The sequence below is a fragment of the Terriglobia bacterium genome, assembly GCA_020072565.1.
Taxonomy (GTDB): Bacteria; Acidobacteriota; UBA6911; order UBA6911; family UBA6911; genus JAFNAG01.
Genome location: JAIQGI010000035.1, coordinates 40,037 through 55,859, shown reverse-complemented (window position 1 = coordinate 55,859; position 15,823 = coordinate 40,037). Strand labels below are relative to the sequence as shown.

Annotated in this window: 9 protein-coding genes; 1 reads left to right on the top strand and 8 read right to left on the bottom strand. The window is 59.2% G+C overall.

The window, feature by feature from the left end:
• Nucleotides 1–214: 214 nt before the first annotated feature.
• From LAP85_19940 to aroF, 8 genes are all read right to left on the bottom strand, one after another.
• On the bottom strand, nucleotides 215–3,700 hold the full coding sequence (locus tag LAP85_19940) for an FG-GAP-like repeat-containing protein (protein MBZ5498674.1): 3,486 nt from the start codon (nucleotides 3,698–3,700) through the stop codon (nucleotides 215–217).
• Between the two features lie 226 nt (nucleotides 3,701–3,926).
• Nucleotides 3,927–5,078: an ABC transporter substrate-binding protein gene (locus LAP85_19935; protein ID MBZ5498673.1), complete on the bottom strand. Its 1,152-nt coding sequence runs from the start codon at nucleotides 5,076–5,078 to the stop codon at nucleotides 3,927–3,929.
• A gap of 53 nt (nucleotides 5,079–5,131) precedes the next feature.
• On the bottom strand, nucleotides 5,132–6,484 hold the full coding sequence (locus LAP85_19930; GenBank protein MBZ5498672.1) for an ABC transporter substrate-binding protein: 1,353 nt from the start codon (nucleotides 6,482–6,484) through the stop codon (nucleotides 5,132–5,134).
• Nucleotides 6,477–7,622, bottom strand: coding sequence for a regulator (locus tag LAP85_19925; GenBank protein ID MBZ5498671.1), 1,146 nt, complete (start codon nucleotides 7,620–7,622; stop codon nucleotides 6,477–6,479). The genes LAP85_19930 and LAP85_19925 overlap by 8 nt, the downstream gene beginning before the upstream one ends.
• Nucleotides 7,623–7,842: 220 nt before the next feature.
• Nucleotides 7,843–10,350 carry a beta-propeller fold lactonase family protein gene (locus LAP85_19920; protein ID MBZ5498670.1) on the bottom strand — a complete coding sequence of 836 codons (2,508 nt, stop codon included), beginning with the start codon at nucleotides 10,348–10,350 and terminating at the stop codon, nucleotides 7,843–7,845.
• Nucleotides 10,351–10,678: 328 nt separating this feature from the next.
• Nucleotides 10,679–12,184: a hypothetical protein gene (locus LAP85_19915; protein MBZ5498669.1), complete on the bottom strand. Its 1,506-nt coding sequence runs from the start codon at nucleotides 12,182–12,184 to the stop codon at nucleotides 10,679–10,681.
• Nucleotides 12,181–13,812: a CRTAC1 family protein gene (locus tag LAP85_19910; GenBank protein MBZ5498668.1), complete on the bottom strand. Its 1,632-nt coding sequence runs from the start codon at nucleotides 13,810–13,812 to the stop codon at nucleotides 12,181–12,183. Before LAP85_19910 ends, LAP85_19915 begins: the two co-directional genes overlap by 4 nt.
• Before the next feature lie 571 nt (nucleotides 13,813–14,383).
• Nucleotides 14,384–15,313 (bottom strand): 3-deoxy-7-phosphoheptulonate synthase, encoded by a 930-nt coding sequence (gene aroF, locus LAP85_19905; GenBank protein MBZ5498667.1) that lies wholly within the window; start codon nucleotides 15,311–15,313, stop codon nucleotides 14,384–14,386.
• A gap of 214 nt (nucleotides 15,314–15,527) precedes the next feature.
• Here aroF and LAP85_19900 point away from each other — a divergent pair, with 214 nt between their 5' ends.
• On the top strand, nucleotides 15,528–15,779 hold the full coding sequence (locus LAP85_19900; GenBank protein MBZ5498666.1) for a hypothetical protein: 252 nt from the start codon (nucleotides 15,528–15,530) through the stop codon (nucleotides 15,777–15,779).
• The last annotated feature ends 44 nt before the right edge of the window (nucleotides 15,780–15,823 follow it).

The window sequence follows — 15,823 nt, the reverse complement described above, 5'->3', positions numbered from 1 at the left end:
TAAAGTGCATCTGAATTTGCCGACATTATAGTCGGCCGATGCAGCCCTGGATAGCTGAATCCGCAGCATTTGTCGCGATATCGAGAGCTGGCAAATAGCTCAGTTGGCAAGAAACGGCCAAGTGGGTAGTTGACTAAAGACCAGTCACGCGGACGGATTACTCGTACATTGACGAGAAGGAGTGGATAGGTCCGGCCTGATTCCTCCGGTTCCCCTACTTTCGGATCACTTTGGACGGCTCCGGTCTCTTCGCCTCGAGGGCGGCGGGCTCCCGCCGGTAGTCGAAGCGAAAACTCGACGTACTGCGGTCTGAGACCTGCCTTGTATTCACATCGAGCTGGTACTGCAGGTAGGGTCCTTCCCGCGGATAGGTTTCCGCACCTATATAAGGATAGCCGGGCATGGCATGGAAGGGGAGCGGTTCGACCGTGTATCCGTGCGCCGCGTAAAAATCCATGTCCTTCTCGAACCCGTCCGCATAAAACAGGTAGTCGCGAGTCCAGCCCACCGGCACGGGGGCCAGGCCTGAGGAGTCAAACTCCGTCTGTATCTCGTCACCGGAAGCGAGGATTACGAAACGGTCATCCGCCGCTCCCAGCAACTCGCGTGCGTCGCCGTAACGTGTGTAATTCCCGGCGTGCCGCGCGTACGGTCCGGTGCGGCTGACGTCTTCGTACACGTAGCTGATATCGCTCGACAGAGCGCCGCGCACCTCGCGCGGATAACCGTGGAATCCGAGCGCAGCCTTAGCGAGCGGCACCTCGTTCAGTCGAGTGAGATTCTCTTCGGGTGTGGTATCCAGCAGGATTTGGTCCCAGTAGATTTTCAGGTTAGTCATGATCCGCACACGCTTTGTGCCGGCGGGTAGCCGCCCGGTCAAGTCCGCCACCATGGTACGTGCCAGGCCGGCCGGGAAGCCCAGGTCGTCGACGACGCGCTTCCAGCGCCCGGCGGCGTCCTGCGCCTCGAGATAGGGCGGAATGGCTACGATTCCGGCCTGGTGCGCAGCATAAACCGAGGTGGCGGTGAAGTAATCCGTCAGACCGTGCATGAGGAGCCGCAGAGGTTGCGCCGGATTCCATGCTCCGAGCTCGAGTTCGATCCCGTGCAGTTCGGCAAATCCCGCGAAGGGGAGCGAATGGAACCCCGTGACGTACGAGCGGTCGCGTGCGCGCAATTCGCTCCGGAGGTCGCGCCCCCAGTCGTCCCAGGCGCCCACAGGCAGGCGCGCCCCCCGGCTGGCAATGACCTTAAAGTCCGGAAACGGCGGTGCACTGGCAAAACGCTCATTGGGATAGATCTCGACATCGGAGGGATGGTCCACGGCAATCAGCCGCACGTGATCCAGGTAGACAACCTCCTCCATCGGCTCTTGCAGCCGCAGGCTCAGCCGCCCCTGCCGCGCACGGAGAGTGTGCCCCGCTACTTTGACGTATTCGGTCGGGTCGGGAATGTTGCGCTCGCCGGGGGCCACCCAGTGGCCGACAATCCCCGGGCCGATCAAGTCGGAGATGAACTCGTAGCGCGCACCGTTCCACGCAAACAGAATGGGACACGAGCTGCCGCGCCGGTCATTTTCTGCGACCTGGTGTGGCCGATCCGCGGCCAGCTGCACTTCATCCTGTAGAACGCCGGTCGGCCAAAGCATCCGCACGATGTCCGCTTCCTTAACGTCACCGAGGCCCACCAGAATCTCCGGCGCGTTCTGCCCCAGGTAGCCGGAGGAGGACTGCACTTCAAATTTCTGGTAGAGCGCGCCGGCGAAGACCTCCACTTTGGTGCCGATGGCGCTCTTGTTGTCGGCCAGCGCCTTGAGTGAGAGCCTCAGCCAATTATTCTTGTTCCCGCCGTCGTTGCGCAGCAGCACCGGCGGACCGCCATCCTGCGTGATGAGCAAGTCGGCGTCGCCATCGCCGTCGTAATCTGCGGTGATCAGCGAGCCCGGATTGTCGAGGTTCACTCTATCAAGGCCGAGTGCATGGGTGACCTCTCGGAATCCGGCGCTCCCTTCGTTGCGCAGCAGGATGATTCGCGCTTTTGGTCCCGCGGACCCGACTGCAGCCAGGTCGACCCAGCCATCGTTGTCGTAGTCAACCGCCGTCAGGCCCCAGCCGTCGGTCCAATTGAACTTCGGGAGCGGCACGGATTCCAGCCGTTTGCCCTCGATGTTCCGCCACAGACTCAATCCCGGAGACCCGGCATGCGTGAAGGCTACATCTGTCCAGCCGTCTTTATCGAAGTCGAAGGCCACGACGCCTCGGGTGGCTGTTTGAGACGCGCCGCCAAACAGCGGGGTGGCCTGGAATCTTCCCTCGCGAGGATTCCGCAACAACGACGGCGGTCCCTGGGCGCGAGTCAAAATCAAGTCCACCGCCCGGTCGTTATCGAAGTCCGTCACAGTGCTCACCTGGGCGTCCGCAACATCCACAGGTATCGTGGCAGAGGAAACGTCGGTGAACGTGCCGTTGCCGTTGTTTCTCCAGAGCCTAGGCCCCCCGGCGAATGCGGTGGCATACAGGTCGAGGTCGCCGTCGTGATCATAGTCGACAAAGGTCACAGCAAACGGTCGAGCAATTCCCGCGCCGAGCCCGGAAGTCTCGGTTACATCGCGGAACGCGCCGTTGCCCTCGTTGTGGAACAGTCGGAGGCCCGACTCCAGCGCAACCACGACGTCCGTCCAGCCGTCGTTGTCATAGTCGCCGGCGACACAGCTGAAAGCACGGCCGGGGATGTCAAGATGAGTTCCGGCGGTCGCATCTGCAAAGCGGCCGCCGACGTTCCGATAGAGGCGGACTTTGCGATCCGCGCCGCCATTCAGCAACATCAAGTCGGCCCGTCCATCATTATCATAGTCGAAAAAGCAGGCCCCCGAACGGGGCGATCCCTGCCCCGGTTTTCCGGCGACAGAGGGCAGGCCGGATTCGGCGCTCGGCACAGGAACGAATTTAACCGCAATCGGCCTGGCCGCAGCGCCGACAGGAAGTCGCGCGTCCTCGGCGAGCGAATACTTGCCCTGATCGCCGTAGGTGGTTCCGATTGGCGTTCCAAGCCTATCCTGCGAGAGCTTTTGGAAGCGGTCCAGTTGCTTGCGTGCTTCCTCACTGTCGCCCATGCGCTGGTAGGCATTCGCCAGGCCGAATTGCGCCGAGACGTGGAACGGGTTGAGTTCAAGTGCCCGCCGGTAGCTCGCGAGGGCGAGGTCCAGCTTCCTGGCACTCTGGTAGAGCGCCCCCAGGAAATAGTGGGTGTCGGCATCGTTGGGATCGAGTTGGGCCACTCGGCCAAACGCAGCCAGAGCCTGCTCGGTTTCGTCAAGTTTCCTGCGCAGCAAGCCAAGGTTGAACCAGGCCCGCGGGTCATTCGGCTCCTGCTCGGTCGCCTTAACGAGCACCTGCTCGGCTGGCTCGGCCCGCTGGAGGTCGAGCAGCGCGATGCCCTCGTTCAGGCGGGCTGCGAGCAGGTTGGGATCGAGGGCGTAGGCCTGCTGGAAATTCTTCAGTGCCGCCTCGGAGCGCCGCTGGTTCATGTAGGCAACTCCGAGGTTGTTCAGCCGGATGGCTTCCGCGGACTTTTCTCGTGCCGTTTGGGTGATCTTCACCTGCGGCTGAAGGGGGAGCGTTGCTGCTGCGAGGCCCAGCACCAAGGCTGCGAAAAAGATACCGAGTTTTGCCCTGCCGCTCCTCCGAATTAGGTCATGCATCGGCGATCTCCTTGGCTTCCTCAACATTGATAATCCGTACGTCCGAATCCAGCGCAGCTTGTTACTTATAGAACATTTTACTTTGAGCGGGCAAGCGGTAGGCCGGGGTGTACACAATCAGCGCCCGAAGGGCGCTTTGGAGTGCGGCGCCTCGGCGCCGCTTTCATCTGGCCGAGCGACAAAGCGGCGGCAAGCCTCCGCACTCCAAACGTCTTCGGTGCCTGATTCAGTTGTTCAGGCGTTCCCAGCGACCGTTCCTGAAGCTGAGAATGACAGGTTCTCTGATACTCCCGCGCAGCGAATTGAATTGGGTTTTTCCGACAATGCCGTCATAGGACATCCGGGCCAGTTCATCGCGAATGCGCATTCTGTTCAAACCTGCGGTCGCAACGGCTTTGGTGACAAGAAGTGCTGCGTCGTAGGAAAGGAGGGCGATTGGGGTGGGGGGCATGCCCGTGAGATCTTTGAACCGCACGCTGAACGCGAGCAAGTCCGGATCGTGCCGACTCAGATCGTAAGGCGCTGCGACCACCAGTTCTCCAATCCACGAGGAATCAGCGGTGATTTCCGCACTTGCAAGCGAGGCAGGGCCGAGTACGGGAGTCTTTATGCCCGCAGCCCGAATGGCGCGGAGCAAAGTGAGGGACGGTCCGGGACTGCCCCAGATGATCAGCGCGTCGGAATCGATGCCGAGAAGGCGCGGGACCACTGCTTCCGGATTGCCCGTAGGAAACTGCCAATGAGCATCGAGATGGATATTCTTGCGGCCCGCCGCTTCCTGGAGTCGCAAGAAACCTGTGTGTCCATCTCGCTGCGCCTCGGTCAAAGCAACTACGTGCTGGTATCCTTGTCTCCCGGCGAAGTCGAGCAGCAGTTCCGCCTCGCGGCTGTCGGCTGGTGCGCAACGGAAAACCCACGGCACGTTTGCGTAGTCGATCGACATGTCCGCGGCGGACGGCGTGACCACCGGAACCCAGGCTTTGGAGACGACCAGTTCGGCGATGTGAGTGCGCTGGCCGTCCAGACCGCCGATGATCGTCCAGACCTTATCTTCGTAGGCGAGATCCACAACCTGCTTTGCAGCCGTGCCCCACGGTCCATCATCAGGCCGGAACACCATTTCGTAAGGGATGCCCTTGTACCCTCCCCTCCGGTTCATTTCATCCAAAGCCATCCGGACGCCGGTGCGCATCTGCAGGCCTTCGGCATCGTTCCCCGGTCCCAGGACGCCGATCCGAACCGATGTCAAGCCCACCGGGTCCGGCAACTCGCGTCCGGGACCATAGAATCCAGATCCGGCTTTGCTGAAGTCAAAATGCGGTTGCTGCGGCCCCTGTACTATCAGCGGCAAGACCGTCAGAAATAGCCACACCCACATTGATATGTCCTCAACGATTCGAGATTCAAAACAATCTCGAATTTCGAATTTTCTTAAAACGTGCGATTCATTTTGGGAATGCCGAAAACAAATTTCCCGTCTTTGACAGAAGCAGCAATCACCGGCCTGCGATTGCTCAAAGCCAGGTCCAGGTCGATGGGGCCGGAGACACCATCCCAATGGCTCATCGCCGCAAGGGCATCGCGTATGCGGTACCGGTTCAGACCCGCTTTCCGGATCGCCTCGACGGTCATCATGGTCCCGTCATACGAGTGGACCGCGTAGCAATCCGGCGCCTCGTGATACCGTTCCTCGTAGCGCTTCCTGAACTCAGCGTACTTCGGGTTCTTGGCCTCCGGATCGAAGGGATACACGGCCACGACTCCCTCGGCCGCCTTTCCCGCCGCGTTGAGGAAATCGGGATGCACGATGCGCTCGCATGCGAAAATAGGAAATTTCATCCCTCGGTCCCGGATCTGTTTCACGAGCGCGCCGGCCGGTTCGGCATCGGCCCAAAGAACGACCGCGTCCGGCTGCACTTTTGCGAGACGCTCCAACTGGATTTCGAAGTCTGGGTTTACGTTTTCGTAGTTGGGCTCGTAATTGGTCTCGATGGGTGCAGGTTTCCCGAGTTTTATGGAAGCCTTTTTGAATTGCGTCACGCCGATGCGCCCGTAGCGATTGCTGGCCCGGAGAATCGCAACGCTGTTCAGCCCCAGCTGCTTGTAGACGTAATATGCGATCGTATAGGTCATCTGCCTGTCGTCCGGAATCACGCGGACGACCCAGGGTATTTTGGTTTCCACCAGGGTCGCATCCGTATCAGCCACATTCATGATTGGGATTTCCGTTCTCAGCGCAACTCGAATCGCGATGTGAGTGTTCGCACCGTCGACGGTGCCGATGATGGCCCAGACTTTGTCGTCATAGGACAGGGAGACGACCTCGTTGGCAGATGCACCCCAGAGCCCGGTATCGTTTCTCAAGACGGCCTCGAACCGTTTGCCTCTATAGCCTCCATTGGCGTTGGCATCATCGAGCGCCATCTCCATTCCGCGGAGCACAGACTGGCCGATGTAGGTTTCGTAGCTTCGAGCGACCGGGGCAATTACGCCGATCTTGACCGTGTCGACTTCAGGCTCAGGCTTGTCGCGCCCCGGCCCCCAGAACATGACGGGAGAATCGCTCGGGACCCAGTAGTTCTTATAAGGCTCACTGACATACTTCGCGAAGGGCTTGAGATCCTCGGGTGTGTTTCCGTAGATTATCTCCCCCTTCTTCTTTTCGTCAGAAGACTTCTGATCCAGCGGCTTCCCGGGGGGTGTCTGTTGGCCAAGCGCAAACAGCAGGCCGCAGGTGAGCAGTCCCAGTACTACCAGAAACCGAAGCTTCCCCAGTTTACTCATGGGACTTTCCCTCCTTTGCCTTTTTCTGTACTAGCGCCCCGTGACTTACCCCTTTGGAGGTGGCAACCCACACATCGTCCCCTTGAAAATCGACGCCATAGATGTGGTTGTTGGCGAGGCCATGTTCCAGCTTTATCGTTTCCAGGAGCTTGTTATCGTTATAGACTTTTGCAACCCAGCCCTTCGTGCCTTCGATCGGCTCGGCCGGCGGGACCTGGTTCCTGCTCCAGGCAGGGTCAGCAGGAGTATAAGTGACCCAGCGGTTCGTGTCTCCGTTGACGGCGCTAAGCCCTTTGTCCGTGCACGCCCAGGCGACACGGCCTCTCGCTTTGACAAAGTTAATGAAGTTGCTGGCTAGCCCGGAGTCGTGATCCATGTATCCGCGCCATTCCCTGCCGTCATACCGGCTCATGCCGAAATAGGTGCCAATCCAGAGAATTTTCTCGACATAGCTTACGCTGGTTGTGATGTTGTGGATGAGCCCGTCATCGCGAAAGACGTCGTATTCCATTTCTCCGTCGGGGTCGAGCCATGATCTCCATGCCTGCGTGGCGACGTCGAACTCCAGGACACCGCCGCCCCACAGAGCCGCGTAGACACGGCCGTCTCCATAGGTTACAAAGTATCCCCAGGGCTCGTGCTGAGGAGAGTTCGCAGGAGTATAGACATCCCACTTCTTCTCGCGCACCCGGAAGCGCGCCGTCCCAGCTGTGGTTGCAGTCCAGACGTTCTGGTTTTCGACGCAGACGCCGAATACGACGTCGTTCGGCAGCCCGCTATTGAATTGCGTGAAGTTTTCAAAACGGCCGGCCGAGAAGCGCGACAATCCCTTCATCGTCCCAGCCCAGATGTCCCCACTGGCAGTATCGAGGGCAAGGCTCAGAACGGCGGGATAAGCCAGGCCTTCCTTTACCCCGTAGTAGCGCCATTTGCCATCCTCGTAACAGGCCAGTCCGCTTTCAGTGCCGGCCCAGATGCGGTCTCCGTCGACGAGGATTGAGAAGGCCTTGTCTGCCGGCAGACCGTCCGCTTTGTGGAACGACTCCCAGTACCTGTACACCCTGGGAAGGGGCTCCTCGGCGGCCATTGCAGCAAGTGCTGCGAAAAGGAGGATACCTAACAAGAGGTTTTTCTTCATCGCGTGTCCCCCAACCCTTGACGACGCTTTTTTCAATCAGCGTCTCGGAATTGCTGCGCCCGCAGGGCGCTTTGGAGTGCGGCGCCATGGCGCCGCTTTCAAAATCCTAGTACGGACCGGCAAACCGTGCCTTTGTCGCAGGACACCTGACAAAGCGGCGGCCAGCCGCCGCACTCCAAAGGCGCCTTCGGCGCCTGACCTACATCATCCCTCGGATTGCCTAATGCATATGGGCAATCTTCTTGTACGACTCCTCGAAATCGAACGGCTTCTTGTTCATGAATTCGTGCGATGGTTTGGCCATGTGACAGTTCAGACAAACTTCTTTTGTAGGCATTCGCAATCCCAGGGCTATCGCCTGCTGTTTGTTCTTCATCACCTCTTCGGTCGCGTATTGTTCCCCCGGTCCATGACAGGATTCGCACTGAACTCCTTCCTCGACGTGGAACGTGGACAGCCGAAATTCCGGGGGAGCACCTGCGGCCGTCCCATGGCACTTGAGGCAGATCGCGCTATTCTGGGGACTCAATGACTTCACGTTGAAATGCGACTTGACCCGGTCGGCTTTCTCAGTCATGCCCAGCATCACCCAGCTTCGTGAATGTCTGGTGCCCAGCCACTTTTTGTACTCTCGCGCATGGCAGGTTCCGCAGACTTCATTGCCTATGTATTTCGCGCCGGGTCGGGTGAGGGAATCCAGGTCCTCTACTCTTAGCCGGTAGTTCCCCGTGGTGGACTTTACGAACAGAGAAGCGAAGAGCTCCTTGTCACGCACCGGCTCGCCGACCCACAAAGTTTTGATGTACTCGATCAGCTCGTTCAAGTTTTCCTTCGCCATGTCGTTGGTGACGCCGTGAGTGTCGCCCGGATTGAAGACCGTCCAGATTTCCTCCAGCGAATAGCAGCGGCCATCGTGCAGAAACGGCGAAGTGTCGTAGATGTCACCGAGTTGAGGCGTGTCGAACTCCCCGCTGTCGTCCGTGTTCGCTTGAGTCCCGACGTCATGAGTCATGCAGTCGGTGTAATAAGGAGCCGGATGGCAGGTTATGCATCGATTGGCCACAGGGATGTAGCGCCCGTCTTTCGTGTAAGCCCGCTCGAATGCTGCTCTGCCCCGCCTTTGGAACTCGTTCAGCCGCCCGTCTGCTGGTGCGTACCGGCTGTTCATTAACGAAAGTGATTCGATAAAATGGACCGTCGCTTCGAGGTCATCCTTCTCAAAACCGTGGGAGCGGAAGAACAATTGGGCAGCCCTTGGTCCGTCCTGGCGTTGCAGCGTCGGGTTGGTTCCTGACCACTTGTAGGGGGCCGTGTCCGCTATGTCTCTCATCGTCCTGTTTTCGACCAGATTCCGCCCGATTCCGTCTCCCGGCGCGACAATGTCGTAGACCAGGCCGTCGAGGTGATTCTCGGGGTGGCAGGTGTTGCAGCTCAACTGTTTTTGAAAGCTGATGCTGCTGTAGTTGAAGAGCCTGGCACCCCTGCGCAACACCGTTTCGATGCTGGGCCCTCCCAGGTCAATCGCACCGGCAACCTGGTTGTTCCCGGCATCGATGACCTGGATGGAATCGGAGAGCCTATTGGCGACATAGATCCAGCGGCCGTCGGGTGAAGCGACCATATCCTTGGGATTACACTGGGTAGGGACGCGGGCCAGAACATATTCAGAGCTGAGGCCCAGGTTGCGGGCGTTGAGGCCGATGGCTTCGTCGGACAGCCCGATCTTTCCGTCACGAGCCTGCAAAAGTCCGGCCACTCTCCTCATATCGATCACGGTGACGGCATTCACACCGCTCGATGAGATGTAGAGCCTCTGGCCATCCGGTGAAAACGCGACGCCGAAGGGATCGGCATAATAGAGGTTCGGTTCATCCAGAAGGAAATAGGCCACCCGCCCCTGCGGTCCGGCTTCGGCAACGGCAAACCCGTGAGTGACCATCCAGCCCTGGTACACCTGTGTTTCCGGAAGAAGGTTTTTGGGCAGTTCCAGCGCCACAACAACGAAACGGTTATCCGGGGAAACGGCAAGATCCTGTCCGATGAGGGTGGAGAACAATTGACGCCTCCCGGCTACAACCTGGCGCTTTGCGTCGATGACCGTGAGTTCGAGAATCGGGGGCGTGCGAAATGGGACGGGGACTGACAGCTGGCTGGACACGTACAAGAACCGGTGGTCCGGAGAAAAGGCTATTCCGAAGGGTGAACGGCCCGCCTCGAGCCTTTTGATCTCTTTGAAATCTGCAGTATTGATCACCGACACGTCGTCGGTGCCCAGGTTTGCGACGAACAAGTATCTTCCGGTCTCATCCGTGACCAGGCCGTGAGGGTCATCCCCCACAGGGATCAGCCCGATGACCTCCATCGTTCCTACATTGAAAACCGTTACATTGTCGTCCCAGCGGTTGCTGACGTAGAGACGGCTCTCGTCGGGGCTGAGCGCAACGCCGAACGGATTTCTCCCCGTCCTCATGCTGCTTACAACTCTGCGGACCGCGGTGTCGATGACCAGCACTTCGCCGCTATTCTCGCAAGCAACGAAAAGCCGGCGGCCGTCTCCCGAAAGAGCCATTTGAATCGGCGACTTGTAGAGGTCGTCTTCCGGAACGGCGTACCGCGCCCTCGTGCTTCCATCGCGGGACGCCTGGAACGCATCGCCAGGAAGGAGAGCCGAAGACGCCAGCGCAATCAGCGTTGCAAGCCCCAATGAAAGGATACGAGCACGATGCATGATTATTAACCAGGCACTCTAAGTGAACCTCTAAGCCTTGATTCCGAAGGGCCCGAAGATCCGCCAGAAGTGCCGCGCCTTCGGCGCTCGATCTTTGGTTCCCTCGTATTCCCGGCCTCACGGCCGGGCTTATTCATTGCCGGTCCTTCGGGCCTCGACACGAGGGCTAAAGGGAGTCCGGTGGATACCTGGTGAATCCGGCGCCGAAGGCGCCGCAATCAATAGCCCCGGCCGTGAGGCCGGGGTTGGGGATTCGCCCATAATCGAACGACGAAGGCGCGGCACAATCATTCGTGTTCATTTATCAGGTCTCTGCGTTTCAACGCCTCTACTTCCTTTGCCGGAGAACCCTCGGCACGGCTTTTTGTACCGCGTCCGAGACGCGGTTCTCGGGCGCCAACTCTTTGTTCTCGTGACATCCGATGCATCCGCGGCTGGTTCCACGCCGGACCCAGACCCATCGGGGCATTGTCTCCAAGACCTTCCCTTTTTCGTCCAGAAGCTGGATCAGAAAGGGAGTGTCGGCCGGCACCTCGACAAAAAACGAGCCATCCGGCTCGACGGGCGCTTCCCCGAGGAGGCGCGTTCCAGCGTCGGGAATGGACTGTGATGGTGACCTCCTTTGCGTGGCGCAGGCAGGCACCCCCTCGACAAATCTGGCGCGCTTCACATCGCCCTTTCGGATCGCATTGACCTCGGGCATGTCTGATTCGTAAACGCTCAGACAGTGCAGATGACCCCAGGTGAGGGAATCAACGACGGCGCTGATCAATCCCTGCGGCTCCGGTCTCGGCACGACCGCCTGTGCATCCAAGTCCTCCCACTTAGGGTCGTCGAAGATCTGCTCTCCCGGCATTCCCTTCGCAAAATCAAACAAATAGATGCCGTAGCTTTCCTTTCCCGAAGAAAAAGAAACGACGAGTGTGCCGTCGGGGGAAGGATGCGGATACAGATACAGTCCTGTTCCCCGGCTCAGCGGTTCATAGCTGTGGAGGGGGCGTCGAAAAGAGACCCTGGCAAGCCGCCCACCGGAGTCCGTCGGATTGGCAGATTCCACGAACACCAGCGTCCGGTCCGGCATCTCACAAGCCATCGTCTTGAAATACGCACCTTGATCGGTCCCGCAAAAGAGGTTCAGGCCGGTGCCATCCCAGTTGGCAGCCAGCAGCGGAAATTTCTCCGGGCTGTTTGCGTATTTCTGCCGGCTTGTGAAGAGCACCCTGCCGTCCTGAAGAACGGCTGGTGAAAAGTCGCTCGAAAGGTTGAAGGTACTCCGCCGGGTCACAAAGCCACGTCCTCCGACGGGCTCCAGATTCATGGCATAGAGTGATGTGGCAAGCTCCGGTCTCCCTTCCTGGTAAGTGCTGGCTGCGTCCGATATGAATGTAATCCAACGCACCTTGTCGTTGAAATCCGGGGGCGTGATAGAACTTCGTGCGAGGTATTCGGGCTCACGACAATTTCCAAACCCACTGGTGATCTGTCGTTTGTTCTTGCCGTCGGGATCCATCTCCCAGACGTCCCACTTATCCTGTGCCGTACGCTTTCCGGAGAACAGGATCCGTTTTCCATCGAAGGAGACGGAAGGATCGGCCGCCGCCGCAAATTCGGGGGTGAGAACGGCAGGAGAACCATGGCGTGCCAGAAGAACGATGCGGCTTCCTTTGTCGGCAGCTCCATTCAGGAGAAACCGTCCGGCCTGGCCGCCGTGCAATTTTGCTTTGAAGGGCACCTGGGTAAAAACGATGGGGCAGTTCAACTGGCCGGATGTCACCGGCATTCCAGGTTGAAACGCCACCAGGAGGAAGGCAAGGGCGGCAAACCACTTCTTCATGGTTCAATCACCTTGAGGAACTGGTTTGCCTTCACCTCCTTCAGCTTTTGCGTTTTTCCGCTGGGCCACTGGATGGTTACCTCATCTACCATGGTGCGCTGGCCGAGCCCGAAGTGGAGCCTGGGATCGTTCTGGGAAAGGTAGCTGCTTGCCGACATTTTCTCTGCCACCTGAGTGAAATCGCCTGAACGCACGATCACCCGGGCGCCCACGCCATCTCTATTGCTCTTGGTGCCGATTAGTTGCAGCGTAAGCCAGTTGTTTCTATTGCCTCCGTCATTTCTGAGGAGGACGGACGGCTGGTCGATGTTCAGAACGAAGAAATCCAGGTCTCCGTCGTTGTCGCAATCGCCGGTAGCCAGGCCCCTGGCCACACTCCTGGTATCGAAGTAGGGGCCGACAGATCTGGAAACATCGACGAACACACGCTGTCCGTTCGGTCCTGCGACATTTCTCATGAGAAGCTGTTCCTGCTTCTCAGAAAGGCGATGACCATCTCCGTTTGCGATGAGGAGGTCCGGCCAGCCATCGTTGTCAAAGTCCATGAAATCACCGCCCCAGGACCAGAACTGGGCGCTGACCCTTGCCACGCCCGTCGAGACGGAAATTTCCTCGAACAGCCCGCGGCCCAGGTTTCGGAAAATCCCGATGTAATTCATGGCCGGCACCACGAGGTCGAGCTTGCCGTCCCCATCGAAGTCGGCGAAATCGCCTCCCATGGATGAGACCGCATTGCCGTGCTGGCCGAATGCTGCGCCACACTCGATTCCGACCTCTGTGAATGTGCCGTTGCCGTTGTTGTGGTACATGTAGTTCTGCATGGCATCGTTGGCGACGAAGATGTCAGGCCAGCCGTCCTCGTCATAGTCCGCCGACAGGACTCCCATGGCTCGACCCTTCTTATTTATGCCCGCCTTTGCGCTGACGTCAGTGAAGGTCCCGTCGTGATTGTTGTGGTAGAGGACTGACAACTGTCCGGGGTAAGACAGAGGGCCGGGATACACTTCCGCCTCGTAGAAAAGCCGGTACTTGCTGTCGAACTCGAGATAGTTGCCGACGAACAGGTCAAGGTATCCATCCTTGTCATAATCGATCCAGATGGCGCCCACGCTCCACTGACCGCATGCGACGCCTGCTTTCTCCGTAACATCGGTGAATGTGCTGTTGCCGTTGTTGTGATAGAGGATGTTCTTGCCGAAATTCGTCACATAAATGTCCGGATGGCCGTCGTTGTCGAAGTCGCCGACCGCAACTCCCATGCCGTACCCGGAAGCGCCCACCCCCGCCTTCTCGGTAACATCTTCGAAGGTCCCATCGCCTTTGTTCCGGTACAGGCGGCTGGGGGTTCGAGCGCTTTTGAAACGGGAATCCGGGTCGCTGATGCCCTCGAGATAGCGGCCGTTCACGGCATAGATGTCCATCAAACCATCACCGTCGAAGTCCAGAAATGCGCAGCCCGAGCCCGTAGCCTCGACGATCGAGCTGATCTCGTCGTCTCCCAGGCAATGTTTGAATGAGATTCCGGCTTGCTTCGTGACGTCGGTGAACACCGGTGGAGCGGGCTTGTTCTGAGAGGCGGCGAAAGCCAAGAGCAGAAGCGACAGAAGCTCCAATTTGACGGAACTCAACACGTACTCCTTGCACAGAGGACTGTGGGCTTGACTCTTGGGAGAGCTTAGCCCCGAGGCGGGGCGAGGGTCAACAAAAACCGCCAGGATGGAGGGTTATTCACCCTGAAGGCAAACCACGAAGCTTTAGACCGTGCCTCGCGCCAACCCGGCCGCGTTTTTCGACCATCGGCGACCATTCTGAGCGGTCAGTAAGTTGTGCTAAAGACAGTGTTTCTGCCCGAGGAGTTCATTTTGCCGGTCAGAAAACGTCTGGGGTTGCCCGGTTCGAAGTCCGGGGCTGTGCATGGAGGAGCAAATCAGCTGGCATACGCAAAGAGGGTGGATAAAGAGGGTGGTATGAGGAAGGGTTTCTAAGGAACCCTTGGGAGAACTCGGCTTCCATTGTGCAGTGCGATTCGCAATGGGCATGCCCTCCAGGCCCGAAGGGCCGGAAGTGCATAGGCCCGGCCGTAAGGCCGGGATTCGCTGCTTCGGTGCTCCTCTCATCGCAATCCTCATCCCGGCCTCATAGCCGGGCCTACGTACTGGCGGCCCTTTGGGCCTGAATACCGGAAACGTGCCGAGACTCTCAAACAAGTTCATCCTTCTCACGAGCATTTGCGAGTCGCGCCGCCATAGGCTGCGGCTTACCAGGCAAGTCATCTTTGGAGGCGACCCCGGTCCCCAGCTGCCAACACCGGCCGATGGCGTGCGCCACAGGCCGTATATCATTCATCATGCGCTCGAACGTCTCAGGACGGAGCGATTGCTCTCCGTCGCTCAGCGCCTCTTGAGGATTTACATGTACTTCAACCAACAGGCCGTCGGCGCCGGCCGCCACGGCAGCGCGGGCCATGTGCGGTACCAGCCACCACAGTCCTGTTCCGTGGCTCGGGTCCACGATTACGGGCAAATGGGTCCAACGCTTCAGCAGGGGCACCGCACTCAGGTCCAGTGTGTTTCGCGTCGACGTTTCGAAGGTGCGGATGCCCCGCTCGCACAGGACAATCCGACCGTTGCCTCCGCTGGCAATGTACTCTGCGGCCAGCAGGAACTCCTCGATCGTGGCGCTGAACCCGCGCTTCAAAAGCACCGGCAGGCGAAGCTTCCCAACCTCCTCCAGCAGCGTGTAGTTCTGCATGTTGCGGGATCCGATCTGGATCATGTCCGCATGGGCGCACACGGCGTCCAGGTGTCGCGTATCCATCGCCTCCGTGACCACCGGTAGGCCGGTGGCGCGGCGCACTTCGGCCAGAAGCTTCAGCCCTTCCTCATGCAGGCCATGGAAGCTGTAGGGAGAAGTGCGCGGCTTGAAAGCCCCGCCCCGCAGGATTTTTGCTCCTGCCCGCTTCACCGCGATGGCTGTCGCGAGGAGCTGTTCCTCGCTCTCCACGGAACACGGGCCAGCCATCACGACGATGTCCATCCCGCCGACCAGGACGCCGCCGACATCGACGATGGTGTTCTCCGCCTTGCCCTCACGACCGACGAGCCTGGTGTCTGAGATTTCTCGCGTCATCTTAATTCGCCATGCCCTGCGGCATGCCCGAGTGGCTCTTTCCGGCCGGGCCTTCGCGCATGGGCATTCCGGCCGCCGCTACCATCCCGGCACCCCTTATAGCACCGCAGTGGGATGCCGTCAACGCCAACAGGTCAGCGCGAATTTACGAGTGATCACTCGCAGACTCGCGCCAGTGGTAAGACATGCCGGCTCCCCTTTCCCTTGCGAGCCGATGGCAGATCTCGAGGGTCTCGTCCTTTCGCTTCAAAGTGGTGCTGATTTCTACCGCTTTGTGATGGTGCAACTCGCGTTTTCCGCAGGTTCCTTCATCCCGGGGCCGAGGGTGAAAGTTCCCGACAAGGTCGTGCTCGAGGTGTCGCCTTTCTCCCTCGAGGACGTGCGCCTGCTCGACGGGCTGTGCCGCGAAGCGATGCTGCGCGACCAGAAGTATCTGCTCGACCTCCCTTTCTGGCCCTCTGAGTGACTTCAGTCGCAGTCTGCTTGGGCTGCCGCCGGCCCCGTTTCCTG